This window comes from Amycolatopsis sp. NPDC049688, assembly GCF_040674975.1.
In the GTDB taxonomy this organism is placed as follows: Bacteria; Actinomycetota; Actinomycetes; order Mycobacteriales; family Pseudonocardiaceae; genus Amycolatopsis.
This window is the reverse complement of sequence record NZ_JBFANY010000009.1, coordinates 55842-76371: the sequence shown is the minus strand read 5'-3', so window position 1 is coordinate 76371 and position 20530 is coordinate 55842. Positions and strand designations below refer to the sequence as shown.

Annotated in this window: 18 protein-coding genes; 12 read left to right on the top strand and 6 right to left on the bottom strand. The window is 71.7% G+C overall.

The window, feature by feature from the left end; all coding sequences use genetic code 11:
• Positions 1–191 precede the first annotated feature (191 nt).
• The 3 genes from AB0J55_RS26970 (at position 192) to AB0J55_RS26960 (ending at position 8044) form a co-directional block, all read left to right on the top strand.
• The gene (locus tag AB0J55_RS26970) at positions 192–2471 is read left to right on the top strand and encodes an Orn/Lys/Arg decarboxylase N-terminal domain-containing protein (RefSeq protein WP_364254022.1); all 2280 of its coding nucleotides are present in this window, start codon (positions 192–194) and stop codon (positions 2469–2471) included.
• A gap of 139 nt (positions 2472–2610) precedes the next feature.
• Complete coding sequence (locus AB0J55_RS26965) at positions 2611–5928, top strand: error-prone DNA polymerase (RefSeq protein ID WP_364254019.1); 3318 nt, start codon at positions 2611–2613, stop codon at positions 5926–5928.
• An 82-nt stretch (positions 5929–6010) separates the two neighbouring features.
• On the top strand, positions 6011–8044 hold the full coding sequence (locus tag AB0J55_RS26960; RefSeq protein WP_364254016.1) for a cellulose binding domain-containing protein: 2034 nt from the start codon (positions 6011–6013) through the stop codon (positions 8042–8044).
• On the opposite strand, the gene AB0J55_RS26955 is transcribed toward AB0J55_RS26960, so the two are convergent.
• Positions 8041–8442 carry an SRPBCC family protein gene (locus AB0J55_RS26955; RefSeq protein ID WP_364254013.1) on the bottom strand — a complete coding sequence of 134 codons (402 nt, stop codon included), beginning with the start codon at positions 8440–8442 and terminating at the stop codon, positions 8041–8043. The genes AB0J55_RS26960 and AB0J55_RS26955 overlap by 4 nt on opposite strands.
• 53 nt (positions 8443–8495) lie before the next feature.
• Between AB0J55_RS26955 and AB0J55_RS26950 the strand changes: the two genes are divergently transcribed.
• Positions 8496–8912 carry a MarR family transcriptional regulator gene (locus AB0J55_RS26950; protein ID WP_364254010.1) on the top strand — a complete coding sequence of 139 codons (417 nt, stop codon included), beginning with the start codon at positions 8496–8498 and terminating at the stop codon, positions 8910–8912.
• Positions 8913–9475: 563 nt separating this feature from the next.
• Here AB0J55_RS26950 and AB0J55_RS26945 read toward each other — a convergent pair.
• Together AB0J55_RS26945 and AB0J55_RS26940 are read right to left on the bottom strand one after the other, a co-directional pair.
• A complete protein-coding gene (locus tag AB0J55_RS26945) occupies positions 9476–10366 on the bottom strand; it encodes an LLM class flavin-dependent oxidoreductase (protein WP_364254007.1) in 891 nt (296 codons plus the stop codon).
• On the bottom strand, positions 10363–11385 hold the full coding sequence (locus AB0J55_RS26940) for an aldo/keto reductase (RefSeq protein ID WP_364254004.1): 1023 nt from the start codon (positions 11383–11385) through the stop codon (positions 10363–10365). Before AB0J55_RS26940 ends, AB0J55_RS26945 begins: the two co-directional genes overlap by 4 nt.
• Positions 11386–11476: 91 nt before the next feature.
• Between AB0J55_RS26940 and AB0J55_RS26935 the strand changes: the two genes are divergently transcribed.
• From AB0J55_RS26935 to AB0J55_RS26905, 7 genes are all read left to right on the top strand, one after another.
• The gene (locus tag AB0J55_RS26935) at positions 11477–12049 is read left to right on the top strand and encodes a TetR/AcrR family transcriptional regulator (protein ID WP_364254001.1); all 573 of its coding nucleotides are present in this window, start codon (positions 11477–11479) and stop codon (positions 12047–12049) included.
• Positions 12046–12480 (top strand): pyridoxamine 5'-phosphate oxidase family protein, encoded by a 435-nt coding sequence (locus tag AB0J55_RS26930; RefSeq protein WP_364253998.1) that lies wholly within the window; start codon positions 12046–12048, stop codon positions 12478–12480. The genes AB0J55_RS26935 and AB0J55_RS26930 overlap by 4 nt, the downstream gene beginning before the upstream one ends.
• A gap of 116 nt (positions 12481–12596) precedes the next feature.
• The gene (locus AB0J55_RS26925) at positions 12597–13805 is read left to right on the top strand and encodes a cytochrome P450 (RefSeq protein ID WP_364253995.1); all 1209 of its coding nucleotides are present in this window, start codon (positions 12597–12599) and stop codon (positions 13803–13805) included.
• Positions 13802–14407, top strand: a complete 606-nt coding sequence (locus AB0J55_RS26920) for a TetR/AcrR family transcriptional regulator (RefSeq protein WP_364253993.1) — start codon at positions 13802–13804, stop codon at positions 14405–14407. Before AB0J55_RS26925 ends, AB0J55_RS26920 begins: the two co-directional genes overlap by 4 nt.
• A 20-nt stretch (positions 14408–14427) precedes the next feature.
• A complete protein-coding gene (locus AB0J55_RS26915; protein ID WP_364253990.1) occupies positions 14428–14628 on the top strand; it encodes a ferredoxin in 201 nt (66 codons plus the stop codon).
• A complete protein-coding gene (locus tag AB0J55_RS26910; protein WP_364253987.1) occupies positions 14625–15800 on the top strand; it encodes an FAD-dependent oxidoreductase in 1176 nt (391 codons plus the stop codon). Before AB0J55_RS26915 ends, AB0J55_RS26910 begins: the two co-directional genes overlap by 4 nt.
• A 78-nt stretch (positions 15801–15878) precedes the next feature.
• Positions 15879–17294, top strand: a complete 1416-nt coding sequence (locus AB0J55_RS26905) for a BNR repeat-containing protein (RefSeq protein WP_364253984.1) — start codon at positions 15879–15881, stop codon at positions 17292–17294.
• A gap of 3 nt (positions 17295–17297) precedes the next feature.
• Here AB0J55_RS26905 and glmS read toward each other — a convergent pair whose 3' ends face one another.
• Positions 17298–19121: a glutamine--fructose-6-phosphate transaminase (isomerizing) gene (gene glmS, locus AB0J55_RS26900; protein WP_364253981.1), complete on the bottom strand. Its 1824-nt coding sequence runs from the start codon at positions 19119–19121 to the stop codon at positions 17298–17300.
• Between the two features lie 12 nt (positions 19122–19133).
• Positions 19134–19406 carry a hypothetical protein gene (locus tag AB0J55_RS26895; protein WP_364253978.1) on the bottom strand — a complete coding sequence of 91 codons (273 nt, stop codon included), beginning with the start codon at positions 19404–19406 and terminating at the stop codon, positions 19134–19136.
• Positions 19407–19564: 158 nt separating this feature from the next.
• Between AB0J55_RS26895 and AB0J55_RS26890 the strand changes: the two genes are divergently transcribed.
• Positions 19565–20257 carry a class I SAM-dependent methyltransferase gene (locus AB0J55_RS26890; RefSeq protein ID WP_364254773.1) on the top strand — a complete coding sequence of 231 codons (693 nt, stop codon included), beginning with the start codon at positions 19565–19567 and terminating at the stop codon, positions 20255–20257.
• Here AB0J55_RS26890 and AB0J55_RS26885 read toward each other — a convergent pair.
• A complete protein-coding gene (locus AB0J55_RS26885) occupies positions 20181–20477 on the bottom strand; it encodes a dihydrodipicolinate synthase family protein (protein WP_364254770.1) in 297 nt (98 codons plus the stop codon). The genes AB0J55_RS26890 and AB0J55_RS26885 overlap by 77 nt on opposite strands.
• Positions 20478–20530 lie beyond the last annotated feature (53 nt).

Here is a 20530-nt window from a genome sequence, read left to right as displayed (position 1 = left end):
TCGAACACCTGTCATCACACGAAAAGGTGGCCGACGTAGATCCGCCCCGGAAGAGTGAGAGTGCGTCACCGACAGAAACCGTTCCACCGAAAACAACCCCACATCGGGGAGAGCACATCAGACTTCCGGCCGATCGACCACGCCCGGACCGGCGCCTATAACGGAAAGACGCGCGGGGAAAGGAAGCCAACGTGCCCGGTTCGACGGTTCTGCTGGCGTTGAACGACATCCCGCCGGGGTCGGTGCTCGACGCCCAGCTGGCCCGGATCTGCGCGCACCTCGCCGAAGACGGCCACGACGTCGTGCGCGCCGGCACCGGCGACGACGCCCTCGCTCTCGTGCAGAGCCGGGCCGACCTCGCCGCCGCGCTCGTCAGCTGGGACCTCGGTGACGGGGAAGGCGTCCTCAAGGCCCTGGTCGGGCGGTTCACCCGGCTGCCCGTCTTCCTGGTCACCGCCGCCGCGTCGGTGGACGACCTGCCGCTCTGGGTTTCCGAGGTCATCTGCGGGTACGTCTGGCTGCTGGAAGACACCCCCGGGTTCATCGCCGGGCGGATCGGGGTGGCCGCCCGGCGGTACCGGGACGACATCCTGCCGCCGTTCTTCCGGGAACTGCGGCGGTTCGACGACACCCACGAATACTCCTGGCACACCCCCGCCCACGCCGGCGGCGTCGCGTTCCTCAAATCCCCCGTCGGGCGGGCGCTCTTCGACTACTACGGGGAACGGCTGTTCCGCACCGACCTCTCGATTTCCGTGGCCGAGCTCGGGTCGCTGTTCGAACACAGCGGGCCGATCGGCGACGCCGAGCGCAACGCCGCCCGGATCTTCGGGGCCGACCTCACGTACTTCGTGCTGCACGGCGATTCCACCGGCGACCGCATCGCGCTGCACGCCAGCGTGGCCACCGACGAACTCGTGCTCGTCGACCGCAACTGCCACAAGGCGATCTACCACGGCCTGACGCTGACCGGCGGAAGGCCCGTCTACCTCGTGCCCACGCGCAACGGCTACGGGCTGATGGGCCCGATCCCGCCCGCCGCGCTCGCCCGCGACGCCGTCGGCGAGCTCGTTCCGGCCAGTCCGCTCGCCGCCGAGGCCGCGGCGCCCGATCCCGTGTACGCCGTCATCACCAACTCGACCTACGACGGTCTCTGCTACGACGCCGTCCGGGTGGCCGAGCTCCTCGGGGCCAGCGTGCCGCGGCTGCACCTGGACGAGGCGTGGTTCGCCTACGCCCGGTTCCACCCGCTCTACGCCCGCCGCTTCGGCATGGCCGTCGGCAGCGACGTGGTGCCTGACACCGTCCGGCCCACCGTGTTCAGCACCCAGTCCACGCACAAGCTGCTCGCCGCGATGTCCCAGAGCGCGATGCTGCACGTCAAGAACTCGCCGCGGTCGCCGGTCGAGCACCGGCAGTTCAACGAGACCTTCATGATGCACGCGACCACCTCACCGCTGTACCCGATGATCGCCGGTCTCGACGTCGCCGCCGGCATGATGGACGGGCCCGGCGGGCGGTGGCTGGTCGACGAGGCCGTCACCGAAGCCATCCGGTTCCGGCAGGCGGTGGCCCGCATCGGCCGCCGCATCGCCGCGGCCGGGGACCGGCCCGCCTGGTTCTTCGGCACCTGGCAGCCGGACGAGGTTGACGACCCGCGCACCGGGCAGCGTCATCCCTTCGCCGACGCCCCGCTGGAGCTGCTGCGCACCGAGCCCGCCTGCTGGGGCCTCGAACCGGGCGCGGCCTGGCACGGCTTCCCCGGCCTGGAGCCCGGCTACTGCCTGCTCGACCCGGTCAAGGTCAGTGTCACCTGCCCGGGCACCGACGCCCGCGGCACCGCGGCCGAGCAGGGCATCCCGGCCCGGATCCTCACCGCCTACCTCGAGACGCGGCGCATCGTCGTCGAGAAGACCGACGCCTACACCTGCCTGATCCTCTTCTCCATGGGCATCACCAAGGGCAAGTGGGGCACCCTCGTCGACGGCCTCCTCGACTTCAAGTCGCTCTACGACGGCGGCGCGCGCCTCGCCGACGTCCTGCCCGCCCTGGCCGGCGCCCACCCCGCCCGCTACGGCGAGCTGACCCTGCGGGACCTGTGCGACCAGATGCACGCCCACCTGCGCAAGAGCGACCTGATCCCGCTGCTCGACGCGGCCTTCACGCACCCGCCGCGCCCCGAGCTCACCCCGGCGCAGACGTACCAGCGGCTGCTGCGCGGCGGCACCGAGCCGGTCCGCCTCGCCGAACTCGCCCACCGCACGGTCGCCACGCAGGTCGTCACGACGCCGCCGGGCATCCCGGTCCTGATGCCGGGCGAGAACGCCGGCGGGCACGACGAGCCCACGCTGCGATACCTGCGGGCGCTGGAGGACTTCGACCGCCACTTCCCGGGGTTCCCCAGCGAAACCCACGGCGTCACGCGCGGCCCCGAAGGCGACTACTGGATCACCTGCCTGCGCGCCGGGTGATCGTTGTGACGGACGTGACTTCGCACCGTCCACAGTTGACACCGGCCGCGTCCCGCCGCAGGATCGGACCACAGCAGTAGTACGTGTGTTCGAACAATGGTCGCTGGCTTCCCCACAGCGAGATCGGTGGGAGCTGGCCTTGGCGTTCAACAATCCGCGCGTTCCGTGGTCCGAAGTGGAACGGATCGCCTCCGGGCGCCCGCCCGTTCCCGGGGACGGGAACGACGCCCCCGCGTGGTCGCGCAAACGCGAAGGGTATCCCGGGGCGCCGGCCGATCTCGCCGGACGGCGGGGCCGCGACGACGGCGGGGACCGGATCCGGGCGCCCTACGCCGAGCTGCACGTCCACTCCAACTTCAGCTTCCTCGACGGCGCGAGCCACCCCGAGACGCTCGTCGAGGAGGCCGCGCGCCTCGAGCTCGACGCGCTCGTCCTCACCGACCACGACGGCATGTACGGCGCCGTGCGGTTCAACGACGCGGCGCGGGCGCTCGGGGTCCGGGCCGGGTTCGGGGCCGAACTCTCGCTCGGGCTGCCCGGTCCCCAGGCCGGCGTGCCCGACCCGGCCGGTTCGCACCTGCTCGTGATCGCGCGGCAGCAGAGCGGTTACCACCGGCTGTGCCGGGTCATCTCCCGCGCCCAGCTCGCCGGTGGCGAGAAGGGGCGGCCCGTCTACGACTTCGACGAGCTGGCCGACGAACTCGCCGGGCACGTGGTCGTGCTCACCGGCTGCCGCAAGGGCGCCGTCCGGCAGGCGCTCGCGCGGACCGGCCCGGCCGCCGCGCACGCCGAACTCGCCCGGCTCGTGGACCGGTTCGGGCGGTCGCACGTCGCCGTCGAGCTGATCGACCACCGGCAGCCCCGCGACCACGCCGCCAACGACCTGCTCGACGCGCTGGCCAAGGACCTCCGGCTGCCCACCGTCGTGTCCAACAACGTGCACTACGCCCGTCCGGAGGACGCCGTCGTGGCGGACGCGGTCGCCGCCGTCCGGGCGCGGCGGCCGGCCGAGGAGCTCGACGGATGGCGGCCGCCGTCGGGACAGGCGTTCCTGCGGTCCGGGATGGAACAGCGGCGCCTCTTCGAACGCCGCTACCCCGGTGCCGTCGGCCGGGCCGCCGTGCTGGGCGTCGAGGTCGCGTTCGACCTGAACCTCGTCGCGCCGGACCTGCCGCCGTTCCCCGTCCCCGCCGGGCACGACGAAATGTCCTTCCTCACCGAGCTCACCTGGCGTGGCGCGGCGAAACGCTACGGCCCGCGTGAAGAGAACCCGAAGGCGTACGCCCAGCTCGACCACGAACTCGCCGTCATCGGGAAACTCGGCTTCCCAGGGTACTTCCTCGTCGTCTGGGACATCGTCCGGTTCTGCCGGGAGGTGAACATCCTGTGCCAGGGCCGCGGCTCGGCGGCGAACTCCGCGGTCTGCTACGCGCTGGAGATCTGCCACGCCGACCCGGTCAAGTGGAACCTGCTGTTCGAGCGGTTCCTCGCGCCGGAGCGGGACGGGCCGCCGGACATCGACGTCGACATCGAGTCCGGGCGCCGCGAGGAGGCCATCCAGTACGTCTACGAGAAACACGGCCGGTTTCACGCCGCGCAGGTCGCCAACGTCATCACCTACCGGGCGCCGTCGGCGATCCGCGACGCCGCGAAGGCGCTCGGGCACAGCCCGGGGCAGCAGGACGCCTACGGCAAGCTCGTGGACCGCTGGGGCGGGGTCGCCGCCACGAAACAGCAGGCATCGGGGGCGATCCCGGACGACGTCCTCGACCTGGCCGCGCGGATCGAGGACTTCCCGCGCCACCTCGGCATCCACTCCGGCGGCATGGTCATCTCGAAGCAGCCGGTGTCCGAAGTGGTCCCGGTCGAGTGGGCGACCATGGCCGACCGCAGCGTGCTGCAGTGGGACAAGGACGACTGCGCCACCGTCGGGCTGGTCAAGTTCGACCTGCTCGGCCTCGGCATGCTCTCGGCGCTGCACCACATGCTCGACCTCGTCGCCGAGCACCACGACACCCCCGTCGACCTCGGGCAGCTCGACCTGGCCGACCCGGCGGTCTACGACATGCTCTGCGAGGCCGACGCCGTCGGGGTGTTCCAGGTGGAGTCCCGTGCCCAGCTGGCCACGCTGCCGCGGCTGCGGCCGCGCGAGTTCTACGACCTCGTCGTCGAGGTGGCGCTGATCCGGCCCGGCCCGATCCAGGGCGGCTCGGTGCACCCCTACATCCGGCGCCGCCGGGGCGACGAGGACTGGGACCACGCCCACCCGCTGCTGGCCGCGTCCCTGGACCGCACCCTGGGCGTGCCGCTGTTCCAGGAGCAGGTGATGCAGATGGCCGTCGACGTCGCGAGCTTCACCCCGGCCGAAGCCGACCAGCTCCGCCGCGCCATGGGCGCCAAGCGGTCCAGCGCGAAGATGAAGGCCCTGATGGCGCGGTTCTTCAAGGGCTGCGAAGCCAACGGCCTCGACCGCGAGCTCGCCACCCGGATCTTCGAGCAGATCCACGCCTTCTCCGGCTACGGCTTCCCCGAAGCGCACTCGATGTCCTTCGCGCTGCTGGTCTACGCGTCCGCGTGGTTCAAGCGCCACTACCCGGCCGCGTTCTGCGCCGGGCTGCTGCGCGCCCAGCCGATGGGCTTCTACAGCCCGCAGACGCTGGTCGCCGACGCCCGCCGCCACGGCGTCCACGTCCGCGAGCCCGACATCAACACCAGCCTCGTCCACGCCACCCTCGAACCGGACGAGGACAGCACCGGCGGGGTCGCGCTCCGGCTCGGCCTGGCCGGGGTCCGCCACCTCGGCGAGGACACCGCCGAGGAGATCGTCGCCGAACGCGACGCCCACGGCCCCTACCCGGGCATCGGCGACCTGACCCGCCGTGTGCGGCTCAAGAAGAACGCCGTCGAAGCGCTGGCCACGGCGGGCGCGTTCGGCGGCGACCGGCGGCAGGACCTCTGGGCCGCCGGCGCGGCCGCGGCCACCCGGCCCGGCCACCTGCCCGGCCTCGCGCCGGGGCTCGACGCGCCCGCGCTGCCCGGGATGACGCGGCTGGAGGTGACGGCCGCGGACCTGTGGGCCACCGGCGTGTCCCCGGACAGCCACCCGGTCGAATACCTGCGCGGGATCCTGACCGGGCGCGGCGCGATCACCGTCGCCGAGCTCATGCGGGCCGAAGACGGGACGCGGGTGTGGGTCGGCGGCGCGGTCACCCACCGGCAGCGGCCCGCGACGGCCGGCGGGATCACGTTCCTGAACCTCGAAGACGAGACCGGGATGGCCAACGTCGTCGTCTCACAGGGACTGTGGCACCGGCAGCGGCTGGTCGCCCGCGCCAGCGCGGCGCTGCTCGTGCGCGGACGGGTGCAAGCCGCCGAAGGGGTCGTCACGCTCGTCGCCGACCGCCTCGAAAACCTCGAACTCCCCATGCGGAACGGGCCTTCGCGCGACTTCCGTTGACTTTCGGGTCCCCTCGGTGGTTCTCTCGCTGAGAGCGCTCCCAGTCATCCGTTCGTGCCCGACGAAGTGAGGATGGACCTTCATGACAGCTCGACGTCTGCGCTGGGCAGCGTGGCCGGTGATCGCCGTGCTCGCCGCGGCGGTGCCGGCGATCGGTACCGCCGGGGCGGCGACCACGCCCGCGGCGACGGTCACCGTCAACGCCCGAGCCGGGCTGGCCACCGTGCCGGACACCGGGATCGGCATCAACCACGCGGTGTGGGACAGCCAGCTGGGGACCGACGTGGTGGCCGACCTGTTCGGCGCGGCCGGGGTCCGCACGATGCGCTACCCCGGCGGTTCCTACGGCGACATCTACCACTGGAAGGACAACACCGCGCCGGGTGGGTACGTGGCGCCGAACACCGATTTCGACACTTTCATGGGCGGCGTCCGCAGAGCCGGCGCCCAGCCGATCATCATCGCCAACTACGGCACCGGCACGCCGGAGGAAGCCGCGGACTGGGTGCGGTACGCCAATGTGACCAAGGGCTACGGCGTCAAGTACTGGGAAATCGGCAACGAGCTCTACGGCAACGGGCACTACGGCGCGAACTGGGAAGCCGACAACCACGCGGACAAGAGCCCCACCGCGTACGCCAACGGTGTCGTCGCCTACGCCGACGCGATGAAGGCGGCCGATCCGGGCGTCAAGATCGGTGCGGTGCTGACGACCCCGGCGAACTGGCCGGACGGCATCGTCGGTGCCGGCGACACCGCGACCTGGAACCAGACCGTGCTGTCGATCGCGGGCCCGCACATCGACTTCGTCATCCTGCACTGGTACCCGACGGGCTCGACGGCGGCGGAGGCGCTCGCCAAGCCGGAGCAGATCGACGACATGATCTTCGCCGCCCGCGAGCAGATCACCCGGTACGCGGGCGCGAACTCCGGCCGCATCGGCATCTCGATGACCGAAACGAACACCCCGGTGGGCATGGACACCCAGCCCGGCGCGCTGTTCGCCGCCGACACCTACAGCTCGCTGCTGGAGAACGGCGTGTTCACCGTCGACTGGTGGGACACGCACAACGGCGGAACGAAACTGTCCACAGTGGCCGGTTACCCGGACTACGGCGACTCCGGCCTGCTCTCCAGCGCGACCTGCCTGGAGGGCGGTGCCTGCGAGCCTGCGCTCAACACGCCGTTCGCGCCCTACTACGGCCTGAAGATGCTGAGCACGTTCGCGCACCCGGGTGACCAGTACGTCCGGGCGGCGGCGGACGACCCGCTCGTCGGCGCGCACGCCGTCCGGCGGCCGAACGGCGACCTCGCCGTGCTGCTGCTGAACAAGGACCCCGACCAGGCCAGGACGGTGACGCTCGACTACGCGGGCTACACCCCGGCGGCCGGCGCGCCGCGGGTGTTCACCTTCACCAACGGCGCCACGGCCATTGCGGACTCGGTCACCGGGACGAGCACGTCCCAGACGCTGCCGCCGTATTCGCTGACCACCGTGGTCCTGCACCCGGCGGCCGCGGTGTCCGGCGGCCCCGGCACGCCCGGGCGGCCGGCCGCGACGGCGACCGACCGGACCGCGGCGATCAGCTGGCCCGCCGCCGCGTCCGGCGCCCACCCGATCGCGAAGTACGAGGTCTACCGGCAGGTGGGTGCGGTGAGCGAACAGTGGGGCGAGACGACCGGCACGTCACTCGACGTCGGCAACCTGGTCCCGGGCAGCCGGTACACGATCAACGTGCTGGCGCGCGACACGGCGGGCAACGTGTCGGCGGCATCCCCGCCGCTGACGTTCACGACGGGCGCGCCGGCGGCGAGCAGTTGCACGGTCCGGATGACCGACGTCACCGACTGGGCGAGCGGCTTCGTCGGCGGCATCCACGTCACCGGCACCGGAGTGGTGGGGGACTGGACGCTGACGTTCACCTGGCCCACCGCCCGCCAGCGGCTCACCGGCGGCTGGAGCGGTACTTGGGCGCAGAACGGGACGACGGTGACGGTGTCGTCGTCGGCCCCGCCGGCGTCCGGGGTGGACGTCGGGTTCACGGCCGACTACAGCGGCCCGAACATCCTCCCGACGGCGTTCACCCTCAACGGCGTCCTCTGCGCGGTGGGCTAACGTGCGGCTTCGACGCGTTCGCGGACGGCCCGCAGTTCCTCGCCGACGACCGCCATCTGGGCGTCGATCGCCGCAGGGTCGGTGTCCTCGGGGAAGAACAGGCTGAAGATCAGCTCGGCCCCGGTCAGGTTCGGGACCGCGCGGGTGAACAGGCCCACGGTGGGTGCGTCGGCGCTGACGACGTCGACCACACCGTGGGCCGCCGCAACCCGCACGGCCACGCGCCGCGGGCCGCCTTCGGTGTGCACGTGCCAGATGTCACCGTGGTCGTGGTCGACCGCGGTGGCGAAGCCAGGAGCCCATTCGGGCAGGTGGCGCGGGTCGGCGAGGTATTCGACGACCCGCGCCGGCGGGGCGGCGATCGAGATGGTCCGGGTTTCGGCTCGGGCTAGTGTCATGCCGAAAACGATACGCACCTGCGTATCATTTTTTCAAGCGTAAAATCCGCCGGGTGAACGAGGACGACGATCTCGGCGCCCTCTGCGCCGGCGCGGGACGCGCCCTGGCCGAAGCCGAACGCCCGGTGCTGGAGCGGCACGGGCTCACGATGTGGCAGTACGTGGCCCTGTCGGCCCTGGCCCCCGGGGCGGCGCCCAGTCAGCTGGTGCTGGCCCAGCAGATCCGCTACGACAAGACCAGGTTGATCGCCCTGCTCGACACGTTGGAGGCGGCGGGCTTGGTGATCCGCGAGCCCGACCCGGCCGACCGGCGGGCCCGGGTGGTGCGCTTGACCCCGGAAGGCATCCGGCGGCACGCAGTGGTGCGGGCGGAGATCCGCGAGGTGGAGAACCGCAAGCTGGCCGGGCTGCCGGCGGAGGTACAGCGGACGCTGCGATCGGCTTTGGCGCACCTGGCAAACGCGGACTGATACGGCCGAAACTGTCGGTGGTGCCCGATAAGCTGGAGACCGGGGGCCGGAGGCCAGCCACGGACACAAGCGAACGGCGGCCGCGCGCTGCGAACCGGCGGGTCTTCGCCGCAGCGCGGCAGGGGTAGCCGGACACGAACCGGCGGCCGGCAACGCGAGCCGGCCAACGACGTCACCAGACCTCCCCCGCCCCTCATCCTCAGCCTTCCCTTCAGCCGGTGGGCGGGTTTGTCAAGGCACGCTTTCCCGCCTTGACAAACCCGACCGGCGGCTGAAACTCCCACCGGAGGGGCGGGGGAGGTCGGACCCGCTCCCCCGCCACGGCAGAACAAAGCCACGGCAGATCCTTCTGCCGCAGCTTCAAAGACATGTCCTCGCCGGACGGGCAGGCTCCGGGATGACCCCTCGTCCCGCTGCCACCTCCCGTTGAGGAGGTGGGCCGCTGGGTGGTCATCCCGTCGCCTGATTGAGGCCTATCACTTTGAGCCGGGCCCGCAATCTCGCGCTGTCACCCGCACGTAGCGCTCTGTGTTGCGAGCCCGGCTCAAAGTGATTTGACGGCCTCAGGCGACGGGATGACCACCCAGCTCCTTTGTCGGGGTCGGGCGGATCAGCTCCTCCGCCACCCACTCCGCCACTTCCTCCGGGTACGGATCCGCCAGTCCCAGCACGAAATGCCCGAAGCCGGCCTCCGCCGCCTCTGCGATCTTCCCCCGTGTCACCGCCGGTCGCTCGTAATCCACCGGCAGGAAGATCGACCGTACGATCTCCGCCGGGTCGCGCCCGATCTCCTCGCAGTACTTGTCCAGCAGCCGGCTTCGCGCGGCCAGATCCGCGATGTCGCCGCCGCCCGGGATGTTCCACAGGTTTGCGTGCTCCGCCACCACCCGCAGCGTTGCGCTGGCTCGGCCGCCGATCATGATCGGTGGGTGGGGCCGCTGGACCGGGTGCGGGTTTCCGAACGCCCCGGTCAGCGAAACATGTGAACCCGAGAAGTCGAACGGTGAAGTCGATGTCCACAAGCGACGGATCACCGTGCACGCCTCGGCCAGGGCCGCCACCGCGTCGTCCTGGCTGTGGTACGGCAGGCCGTGGGCGTCGTACTCCCGCCGGGCCAGTGGGTGGCTCGGGCGGGATCCCGCGCCGATGCCGAAATCCAGACGGCCGCCCGACACGATGTCGACCGTTGTCGCGATCTTTGCCAGCATGGCCGGGGGGCGGAAGCGGTTGCTGGTCACCAGCAGGCCGATGCGCATCCGGGATGTTTGCGCCGCCAGTGCCGAAAGCAGCGTCCAGCCTTCGAAGATCGGGCCGGAAGGGTCGCCGGCGATCGGCATCAGGTGGTCGAACAGCCATGCGTGCTCGATCTCCGGGACCGTGTCCGCTTCGCGCCACACGCGCAGGATCTCGTCGTACCCCACCTGCTGCGGTGCGGTCATGATGCCGAAGCTCATCGGCGCCGTCGCAGGGACGGGTCGAGCAGGGACGGCGGGGTGTCGAACTTCTCGTCCGGGGCCAGGTCGATGCCCGGTGCGACGATGCTGTCGATCTCGTCGAGGACGTCGGCGGGCAGCACTGTGTCGGCCGCCGCGAGCTGGGAGGTCAGGTGGTCCAGGGTGCGCGGGCCGATGAGCGCGCTCGTCACGCCGGGGTGGGTGGTGACGAAGCCGAGGGCCAGCTGGATCAGCGTCAGGCCGGCGGCCTCGGCGACCTTGGCCAGCTTTTCGACGGCGTCGAGCCGGGCCTGGTTGGCCGGGACGTCGAGGTCGAAGCGCTGCGGCACGACCTTCGCGCGGCTGCTGCCGATTTCCCGGCCCGCGCGGATCGCGCCCGACAGCCAGCCCGAAGCCAGCGGGCTCCACGCCAGCACGCCCATGCCGTACTCCTCGGTCACCGGCAGCACGTGGGCTTCGATGCCGCGCTGCAGGATCGAATAACTCGGCTGCTCGGTGACGTACCGGCCGAGGTGCAGCGATCGGGCGGCCCACTGGGCCTGCACGATCCGGTACGCCGGGAACGTCGACGAACCGAAGTACCGGATCTTGCCCGCGCGCTGCAGGTCGGTCAGGGCGGAAAGCGCTTCCTCGTCGCTCGTCGCGGGGTCCCAGCGGTGGATCTGGTACAGGTCGACGTGGTCGACATCGAGGCGGCGCAGGCTGTCCTCGAGCGCGCGGACCAGCCAGCGGCGAGAGTTGCCGCGGTGGTTGCGCTCTTCGCCCATCGGCATGGTCGCCTTCGTGGCCAGTACCAGGTCGTCGCGGCGGCCGGCGATCGCCCGGCCGACGATCACCTCCGACTCGCCCTGGCCGTACATGTCGGCGGTGTCGATCAGGTTGACGCCGCCGTCGAGGGCGGCGTCGACGATGGCGGTGGCCTCGTCCTGGGCGACGCGCCCGATCGCGCCGAAGTTCATCGCGCCGAGCGCGAGGGTGCTGACTTGGACGCCGGTGCGGCCCAAGGTGCGGTACTGCATGGGGGGTGCCTCCGTGGCATCATGAACAAACGGAACGTTGCTCCGCCAACCATACGGAACATTGTTCCGGTTAGCAAACCCGGGAGGATCGGTGGGCGAGCGCAAGCCCAAGCGGGCGGACGCCCGGCGCAACGAGAAGACGTTGCTGGACGCGGCGGCCGCGGTCTTCGTCGCCTCCGGCGTCGACGCGCCGGTGCGCGACATCGCGGCGAAGGCCGGCGTCGGCATGGGCACGATCTACCGCCACTTCCCGACCCGGGCGGACCTCGTCATCGCCGTCTTCCGGCACCAGGTGGACGCGTGCACGGAGGCCGGGCCGGCCCTGCTGGCCGCGAACGAATCGCCGTACGCCGCGCTGGTGCAGTGGATCGACCTGTTCGTGGACTTCCTGGTGACCAAGCACGGGCTCGCCGGGGCCCTCCAGTCGGACAACGCCGGTTTCGCGTCGCTGCACGCGTACTTCCTCGACCGGCTGGTGCCGGTGTGCGGCGAGCTGCTCGACGCCGCCGCCGCGGCCGGCGAAATCCGGGCCCAGGTGCCGCCCCTGGACCTCATGCGCGGGGTCGGCAACCTCTGCATCGGCGCGGACGACCCCCGGTACGACGCGCGCCGGATGGTGAAAGTCCTTCTCGCGGGGCTGCGGTGCGGCACGATGGGCGCATGACGGCGTGGCGGGAGTTCGAAGCGGCGGAGCCGGAGTTCGCCCGGCGGGTGCGGGTCCTGTTCGACGCGCACAAGCACAAGACGATCGCGACCCTGCGGGCTGACGGTTCCCCGCGCATCTCCGGGATCGAGACGGCCTTCGAGAACGGCGAACTGGTCTTCGGGTCGATGCCGCACGCGCGCAAGGGAGCGGACCTGCAGCGCGACCCGCGGTTCGCGCTGCACAGCGCGACGGTCGACCCCGTCGAGGGCGAAGAGGCGCAGTGGCCGGGCGAGGCGAAGATCGCCGGGCGCGTGCGCACCGGAGACGGCGAGCGGTTCGAGGCCGACGTCGCCGAAGTCGTGCACACCCACCTGAACGAGGCGGCGACGCTGCTGGTCGTCGAGTGGTGGACGCCCGAAGGCGGGCTGCGCAAGGTCGAGCGCGAATAACCCGGAACGCACCGGATCGGGCATGAGTACCACCGCCGATTAAATCAACTGCTTGACTTAATCAACGATCGTGGCCATCCTCGGGGCAGGGGACATTCACCAACGAGAGGTCCGCCATGACGCCCAGCCACACCGATCCGCTGCCGCGCTTCCCGTTCGAAGCCGCCACGGCGCTCGAGCCGCCTGCCGAGTGGGCCGAGTTCCGGGAGAAGTGCCCGGTGGCGCGCGTCGCACTGGCCAGCGGGGACGAGGCCACGCTGATCACCCGGTACGACGACGTCAGGACCGTCCTGTCCGACCCGCGGTTCACCCGGCCGACGCCGGCGGACAACGCGGCCCGGGTCGCCGACACCGAGTCCGGCGGGGTGTTCAACAGCGAAATGGCGACCGTGCTCCCGCAGCACGGCGAAGCGCACCTGAAGTGGCGGCGGCTGCTCGGCAAGTGGTTCACGGCCAAGCGGATGACCGCGCTGCGGCCCGGCATGGCGGCGATGGCCGAGCAGCTCGTCGACGACCTGGTCGCCAAGGGCGCGCCCGGCGACCTCAAGGCGGGTCTCGCCTTCCCGCTGCCGGTCTGGGTCATCTGCGACATGCTCGGCGTGCCGGACACCGACCGGGACCGGTTCGCCCACTGGTCCGACGTCATGCTCAGCATGACCCGCTACACCCAGGCCGAGTTCGACGCGGCGCAGGCGGAGTTCGGCCGGTACATGGGCGGGCACATCGCGCGCAAGCGGGCCGAGCCGGGCGAGGACATCCTCAGCGCGCTGATCGCCGAGGGCGTGGACTGGCCGGACGCGATGCTCACCGCCACCGGCATCGGCCTGCTCATCGCCGGGCACGAGACCACCGCGAACATGATCGCCAAGATGGTGGCGATGCTGCTGGCCGACCGGAGCCGGTGGGAGCAGCTGCTCGCCGACCCGTCGCTGGTGCGCACGGCGGTCGAGGAAGCGCTGCGGCTGGACGCCAACGCCGGCGTGGGCATGCAGCGGTACCTCACCGAGGACTTCGAGGTCGGCGGCACGGTGCTGCCGGGCGGCACCACCGCGATGTGCAGCATGGCCGCGGCCAACCGCGACGAACGCGCCTTCGCCGACGCCGCCGCGATGGACCTGACCCGCAGCCCGAACCCGCATCTGGCCTTCGGGGCCGGCGCGCACGCGTGCCTCGGGCAGCCGCTGGCCCGCACCGAGCTGCAGGTCGTGCTCGAGGTGCTGCTGCGCCGGCTGCCGTCGCTCGACCTCGCCGTCCCGGCGGGCGAACTGCGCCGGGTCGAGGGCCTCGCGGTCGGCGGGCTGCGGGAACTGCCCGTCCGCTGGTGACCGACCGGGCGCAGGCGACGCGGGAGCGGATCCTGGTGGCGGCGGAACGCCTCTACGCCGAGCACGGCGTGCTCGCCGTGTCCAACCGGCAGATCGGCGAAGCGGCCGGGCAGGGCAACAACACCGTCGTCGGCTACCACTTCGGCACCCGGGCCGAGCTGGTGCGGGCCATCGTCCGCAAGCACACCGGGGCGATCGAACGGTTGCGTGACCGCAGGCTGAGCCGCGGCCCCACGCAGCTGCGGGACTGGCTCGGGTGCCTGGTGCACCCCAGCATCGAACACCTGGCCGAGCTGGGTGCGCCCACCTGGTTCGCCCGGTTCGCCGCCCAGGTGCTGACCGAGCCGTCGCTGCGCGCGGTCATCGTCGAAGAGACGCTGACGTCCCCGTCGCTGGCGCGCACCCTCGAGGGGCTCTACCGGTGCCTGCCCGGCCTGCCCGCCGAGGTCCGCGCCGAGCGCAACGACCTCACCCGGCTCCTGGTGATCCACGCGATGGCCGAGCGGGAGCGCGCCCTCGCCTCGAAGGCCGGCTGGCGCGGCACCGCCACCGGCCTCACCGACGCACTGGCCGGGCTGTGGCTCGCGCCGGTCACGAAGTAACGCCAACGAAAGGAACCACCATGAAGGTCACCGTGGACGAAGCCAAGTGCTGCGGAGCGGGCACCTGCGTCATGCTCGCCCCGGACGTGTTCGACCAGCGTGACGACGACGGCATCGTCATCCTCCTCGACGAGCACCCCGGCGAAGACCGGTACGCCACCGTCCGCGAGGCGGCGAGCGTGTGCCCGGGCGTCGCGATCTCGGTCAGCGAGGAGGGATGACCGGCGACGTCCTGGTCGTCGGCGCCTCGGCCGCCGGGCTTGTGACGGTGGAAGCCCTGCGCCGCAAGGGTTACGCCGGCCGGGTCACCGTGCTGGGCGCCGAGGCGCACCTGCCCTACGATCGGCCGCCGCTGTCCAAGCAGGTCCTGGGCGGCAGCTGGACGCCGGCGCAGGCGCAGCTGCGGACGCCCGACGCGCTGTCCGCATTGGACACCGAGTTCGTGCTCGGCGACCCGGCCGTGCGGCTGGACGCTCGGACGCGGACCGTGCACACGGCGGCCGGACGGGCGCTGACCGCGGACGCCGTCGTGCTCGCCACCGGGCTGCGGCCGCGGGTCCTGCCCGGCCAGGACGGTCTCGCCGGGGTGCACGTGCTGCGCACCCTCGACGACACGCTGGCCCTGCGCGCGGAGCTGGTGCCGGGCCGGCGGGTGGTGGTCGTCGGGGACGGCGTGCTCGGCGCGGAGATCGCCGCGACCGTGTGCGGGCTGGGCGTGCCGGTCACGATGACCGGGCCGCAGCCCGCCCCGCTGGCCTGCCAGTTCGGGCCGCTCGCCGCGGGCTTGCTCGCCGAGCTGCACGCCGCTCGCGGGGTCGGGTTGCGGCTGGGCTCCGCGGTCACCGGCCTGACCGCGGAAGCCGGGCGCGTCGCCGGGGTGCGGCTGGCGTCCGGCGAGGTGCTGGCCGCCGACGTCGTCGTGGTCGCCTTCGGGGCCGCGCCGGCGACGGACTGGCTGGCGGGCAGCGGAGTGCTGTGCGACAACGGCGTCGTGTGCGACTCCCGGTGCCGGGCGGCGGACGGGATCTACGCGGCGGGCGACGTCGCCCGCTGGCACCACGAAGGGCTCGATGCGTTGCTGCGGCTGGAGAACCGGACGAACGCCACCGAGCAGGCGGTCGCCGTGGCCGGGAACATCCTCGGCGAAGACCGGCCGTACACGCCGGTGCCGTACTTCTGGACCAACCAGTTCGACGCCCGGATCCACGTCCACGGCACGCTGTCCGCGGACGCCGAGGTGTCCATTGTGGAAGGAGACCCGGGTGAGGGCCGGTTCGTGGCGCAGTACCGCCGCGGCGGGATCGTCACCGGGGTGCTCGGCTGGAACATGCCCAAGCAGGCCCGGCTGCGGCGCCAGGACATCGCGGGTGCGGTCCTCGCCGGGAAAACCTGAAACCCCCCATCCGTCGGTTGACGGCCGTGGGGTGGCGGCCGATCCTTGTTCGCGTTAACACCGCGGAAAGGGTGGGTCATGGCCACAACGAAGAGAGCGCTTTCCCGGATGCTGGGCGTCCTGGTGGCGGCGGCGCTGCCGCTGCTGCCGGCCGCGCCCGCCGAAGCGGCCGTGTCCGTGGTGAAGGTCGGCGACACCCAGCTCGACGCGACGGCGCTGTACTTCGTCTCCTACGACGGGCTGGTCAACAACGACTCCTTCCAGCAGAGCGGCATCTTCAGCTACGCCGGCTACCAGTACGCGGCCTGGTACACCGCCGACCGCAGTGCCGTGGTCGCCCGGCGGCCCGTCTCCGCCGGTGCGTGGCAGACCGTCGTGCTGCCGCACAAGCTGACCGTGGACGACTCGCACAACGTCATCTCGATGGGCGTCTCGGCCGACGACGGCCGGCTGCACGTGGCCATGGACACCCACGGCAACCAGGTCTACTACGTGGAGTCGGTGGCCGGGCTGCTGTCCGCGCCCGCGTCGCACGCCTGGACGGCGTCGGCGTTCGGCGCGGTGCAGCGCACGCTGAACGGCGTCGACCTCGGCGCGATCACCTACCCGCAGTTCGTCGTCACGCCGGAGCGGAAGCTGCAGCTCAGCTACCGCACGGGCGCGTCCGGCAACGGCACGAACGAACTCGCCGAATACAGCGGCGGCAGCTGGAGCAAGCTCGGGAAGTGGTCGTCGGCGACCGGCTCGTGGACGTCCGGCAACGGCGTGACCAGCACGACCCGCAACATGTACCTGCACGGCCTCACCTACGGCCCGGGCGGCCGGCTGCACGCCGCGTTCACCTGGCGCGAAGGCAATTCCGGCGTGCTGTGCAACGCCGGCGGACTGGCCAACCACGACACCGGGTACGTCTCCAGCGACGACCGCGGCCGGACCTGGCGGAACAACGCCGGCGCGGTCGTCGCGACGACGGGCGGCGCGCCGGTGGCCGTGGGCTCGCCGGGCACCGTCGTCGACCCGCTCGGCGTCGACCACGCGCTGATGAACCAGGAGAGCCAGGCCGTCGACTCCGCCGGCCAGCCGCACGTCGTGATCAGCTACGTGCCCGGCCGGTTCACCCAGTGCGTCACGAACTACTCCGCGCAGCGCAAGCAGTACGGCCGGACGTTCTTCCTCAGCCGGGCCGCCGACGGCAGCTGGACCAAGCGCGAGGTGCCCGTCTCGCCGGAATCGACCCAGCGCACGAAGCTGGTCTTCGACCGCGGCGACAACGCCTACCTCGTGATGCCCTACGGCCGGATCGTCGCGGCGACGAAGGCGAGCGGCTGGACCGACTGGAAGACGGTGTACAGCCCGGATCTCCGCGCGTTCGGCGAGGTCGACGTCGACGACTCCCGGCTGGCGAGCGACGGGATCATTTCCGTGCTGTACCAGCAGGTGTCGAGCGGGACGACGCCCTCGCCGATCCGGGTGGCCGACTTCCGGCTGGGCTGAGCGCTATTCCACGGTGACGGACTTGGCCAGGTTGCGCGGCTTGTCGATGTCGTAGCCCAGGGTCAGCGCGGCGTGGTAGGCGAGCAGCTGCAACGGGATGGTCAGCAGGACCGGGTCGAGCTCCGGTTCGGTCCTGGGCACCACGATCCGCGGGACGTCGAGCTCGCCGAAGTCGACGTCCTCGTGCGTCACGGCCAGGACCGCGCCGCCGCGGGCCCGGATCTGCTGCACGGCGGCGAGGTTGCGCTCGGTCAGCTCGTCCGACGGGACGACGGCGACCGTCGGCAGGGCCTCGTCGATCAGGGCCAGAGGGCCGTGCTTGAGCTCGGAGGTCTGGTACGCCTCGGCGTGCCGGTAGGAGATCTCCTTGAACTTCTGCGCCCCCTCCCGGGCCACCGGGTAGCCGCGGACCCGGCCGACGAAGAACAGGCTGTTCGCCGCGGCCACGGTCTTCGCGTGCTCGGCGATCTCCGGTTCGCCGTCCAGAACGGACTTGATCTGGCCGGGAAGCGCGCGGATCGCACTGATGATCCGCTGGCCGTCCGCATTGGACAGATCGCGCACGCGGCCGAGGGCCAGCGCGATCAGCGCGAAGCCGACGGCCATGTTGGTCAGCGCCTTGGTCGAGGCGACCGCGATCTCCGGGCCGGCGTGCAGGTACACGCCGCCGTCGCAGGCGCGGGCGATCGTCGAGCCGACGACGTTGACCAGACCGACCACCCGGCCGCCCTTGCGCTTGATCTCCTCGACGGCGAAGGCGGTGTCGATCGTCTCGCCGGACTGGCTGACCGCGATGTAGAGCGTGTCGGCCTCGATGATCGGGTTGCGGTAGCGGAACTCGGACGCCGCTTCGGCGTCGGCCGGGATCCGGGCCAGCTCCTCGATCATCGTCGCGCCGATCTGCCCGACGTAGTAGGCCGAGCCGCAGCCGAGGATCTTCACGCGGCTGAACCCGCGCAGCTCCCGCGGGGACAGGTTGAGCCCGTCCAGGCGGGCGACGCCGAACCGGTCGTCGAGGCGGCCGCGGATCATCCGCGCGACCGAGTCGGGCTGCTCCTGGATCTCCTTGGCCATGTAGTGCGGGTAGCCGCCCAGGTCGAGGTCTTCGGCGGCGATGTCGATCTCGGTGGCCGGCTTGGTCGTGTCGCTCTCGTCGACGGTGAAGGTGCGGTAGCCGGTGGCGAAGACCGTCGCGAACTCGCCGTCGTCGAGGTGCGCGACCTGCGAGGTGTGCCGGACCAGCGCGGCGAGGTCGCTGGCGACGAACATCTCCCGCTCGCCGACCCCGATGATCAGCGGCGAGCCGTTGCGCGCGATGACCAGGCGGTCCGGGTGCGCGCTGTCGGTGACGGCGATCGCGTACGTGCCGGTGATCCGCGAGACCGCCTCGACGACGGCGTCTTCGAGGGTTTCGGCCGTGGAGCGCGCGATCAGGTGGGCGAGGACCTCGGTGTCGGTCTCGGACGTGAGGGTGACACCGGCGTCGGCGAGCTGGGCGCGCAACGCGTCGGCGTTGTCGATGATGCCGTTGTGGACCACGCAGACGCGGCCGTCTTCGGACGTGTGCGGGTGGGCGTTGGCCTCCGACGCGGGCCCGTGCGTGGCCCAGCGCGTGTGCCCGATGCCGACCTTGCCGGTGAGCCGCTTGGGCAGCGCCGCGGCGAGGTTGCGCACCCGCCCGACGACCCGGTGGACCTGCGCGGTGTTCTTGGCGCCGAGCACGGCGATCCCGGCCGAGTCGTAGCCGCGGTACTCCAGCCGGGTCAGGCCTTCGAGCAGGATGGGGGCGGCGTTCTGGCCGCCGATGTAGCCGACGATTCCGCACATGGGCGAACCTTCCTAGCCGTAGACGATGCGGCGCAGCTGCCGCTGCGACAACTCGGGCGCGGCCACCAGCCGGCCCCGGAGCTCGGCGGCGATCAGCGGGAAGATCTCGGGGTTCTTCCGGCCCTCGGCCTGCAGCTCGGTGTGCCGGCGGCGGACGTAGACCTCGGCCGGCATCCGGTAGAACGCCAGGACGTCGTCGACGACCCGCGCGGCGACCCCCGGCGGCAATCCGGTGGACGCGGCCACGCGCTCGACGATGTCGGTCTCCGCCACGCCGGCCATCATGCCCGCTTGGGTCGATGAAACCCAAATTCTTGCCCGAAATCGGGCAAGATCTAATTGGCTGGACAGTCCCTGCGGCGCGCACCAGGGTGGACGGCGTGCGCCAAGAAGACATCTGGGACGCCGAAACGGCCGAGCGCTACGACACGCCGGGCCAGGGGATGTTCGCTCCCGAGGTCGTGGGGCCCGCGGTCGAGCGCCTGGCCGCGCTGGCGGACGGCGGGCGGGCCCTGGAGTTCGCCATCGGGACCGGCCGCATCGCCGTTCCGCTCGCCGAGCGCGGGGTACCGGTGTCCGGCATCGAGCTGTCCGAGCCGATGCTGGCCCGGCTGCAGGCCAAGGCGGCGATCCCGGTCGTCGTCGGCGACATGGCGACGGCCACCGCGCCGGGCCCGTTTTCGCTCGTCTACCTGGTCTACAACACGATCTCGAACCTGCTCACCCAGGACGAGCAGGTCGAGTGCTTCCGCAACGCGGCCCGCCACCTCGGCCCGGGCGGCCGGTTCGTGATCGAGCTGGGCGTCCCGGAGCTGCGGCGGCTCCCGCCCGGGCAGGACGCGCTGGTCTTCCACACCGGCTCGGGGTACGTCGGCGTGGACACCTACGACACCGTGCGCCAGCACCTCGTCTCGCACCACTTCACCTTCGGCGAGGGGCGGCAGGCGCGGGTGGGCCGCTCCCCACACCGCTACGTCTGGCCGGCCGAGCTCGACCTGATGGGCCGGCTGGCCGGGTTCGAGCTGGAGTCCCGGCATGCCGACTGGGCCGGGGCGGAGTTCACGGCGGAGTCGGGATCGCACGTGTCGGTCTACCGGCTTCCACCAGCGGGAGCCGGACCGTCGCGTGCGGGATGACGCCCAGCTCCACCAGCGCGGCTTTGGCGTTCGCCGCGCCGGTGCCGGAGCCCATGAGGCGCTCGGTCACCGGGATCAGCTCGTCGTTGATCGCCCGTGCCTTGACGAGGTCGCCGTCGCGGACCGCGCGGATGAGGTCCGCGGTGCGGGCGGCCGCCACGTTGGCCACGACGCTCACCAGGCCCGCCGCGCCGGACGCCAGGTACGGCAGGTTGAGCATCGTCGATGCCGCAGTAGTACGCCAGTGACGTGCGGGACATCACCGTCCTCGCC

Coding starts and splice junctions, on each gene's coding strand:
- AB0J55_RS26960 (WP_364254016.1), top strand. CDS start 6,011: ATGACAGCTCGACGTCTGCGCTGGGCAGCGTGGCCGGTGATCGCCGTG.
- AB0J55_RS26955 (WP_364254013.1), bottom strand. CDS start 8,442: ATGACACTAGCCCGAGCCGAAACCCGGACCATCTCGATCGCCGCCCCG.
- AB0J55_RS26945 (WP_364254007.1), bottom strand. CDS start 10,366: ATGAGCTTCGGCATCATGACCGCACCGCAGCAGGTGGGGTACGACGAG.
- AB0J55_RS26940 (WP_364254004.1), bottom strand. CDS start 11,385: ATGCAGTACCGCACCTTGGGCCGCACCGGCGTCCAAGTCAGCACCCTC.
- AB0J55_RS26930 (WP_364253998.1), top strand. CDS start 12,046: ATGACGGCGTGGCGGGAGTTCGAAGCGGCGGAGCCGGAGTTCGCCCGG.
- AB0J55_RS26925 (WP_364253995.1), top strand. CDS start 12,597: ATGACGCCCAGCCACACCGATCCGCTGCCGCGCTTCCCGTTCGAAGCC.
- AB0J55_RS26915 (WP_364253990.1), top strand. CDS start 14,428: ATGAAGGTCACCGTGGACGAAGCCAAGTGCTGCGGAGCGGGCACCTGC.
- AB0J55_RS26910 (WP_364253987.1), top strand. CDS start 14,625: ATGACCGGCGACGTCCTGGTCGTCGGCGCCTCGGCCGCCGGGCTTGTG.
- AB0J55_RS26905 (WP_364253984.1), top strand. CDS start 15,879: ATGGCCACAACGAAGAGAGCGCTTTCCCGGATGCTGGGCGTCCTGGTG.
- glmS (WP_364253981.1), bottom strand. CDS start 19,121: ATGTGCGGAATCGTCGGCTACATCGGCGGCCAGAACGCCGCCCCCATC.
- AB0J55_RS26895 (WP_364253978.1), bottom strand. CDS start 19,406: ATGATGGCCGGCGTGGCGGAGACCGACATCGTCGAGCGCGTGGCCGCG.
- AB0J55_RS26890 (WP_364254773.1), top strand. CDS start 19,565: ATGTTCGCTCCCGAGGTCGTGGGGCCCGCGGTCGAGCGCCTGGCCGCG.
- AB0J55_RS26885 (WP_364254770.1), bottom strand. CDS start 20,477: ATGCTCAACCTGCCGTACCTGGCGTCCGGCGCGGCGGGCCTGGTGAGC.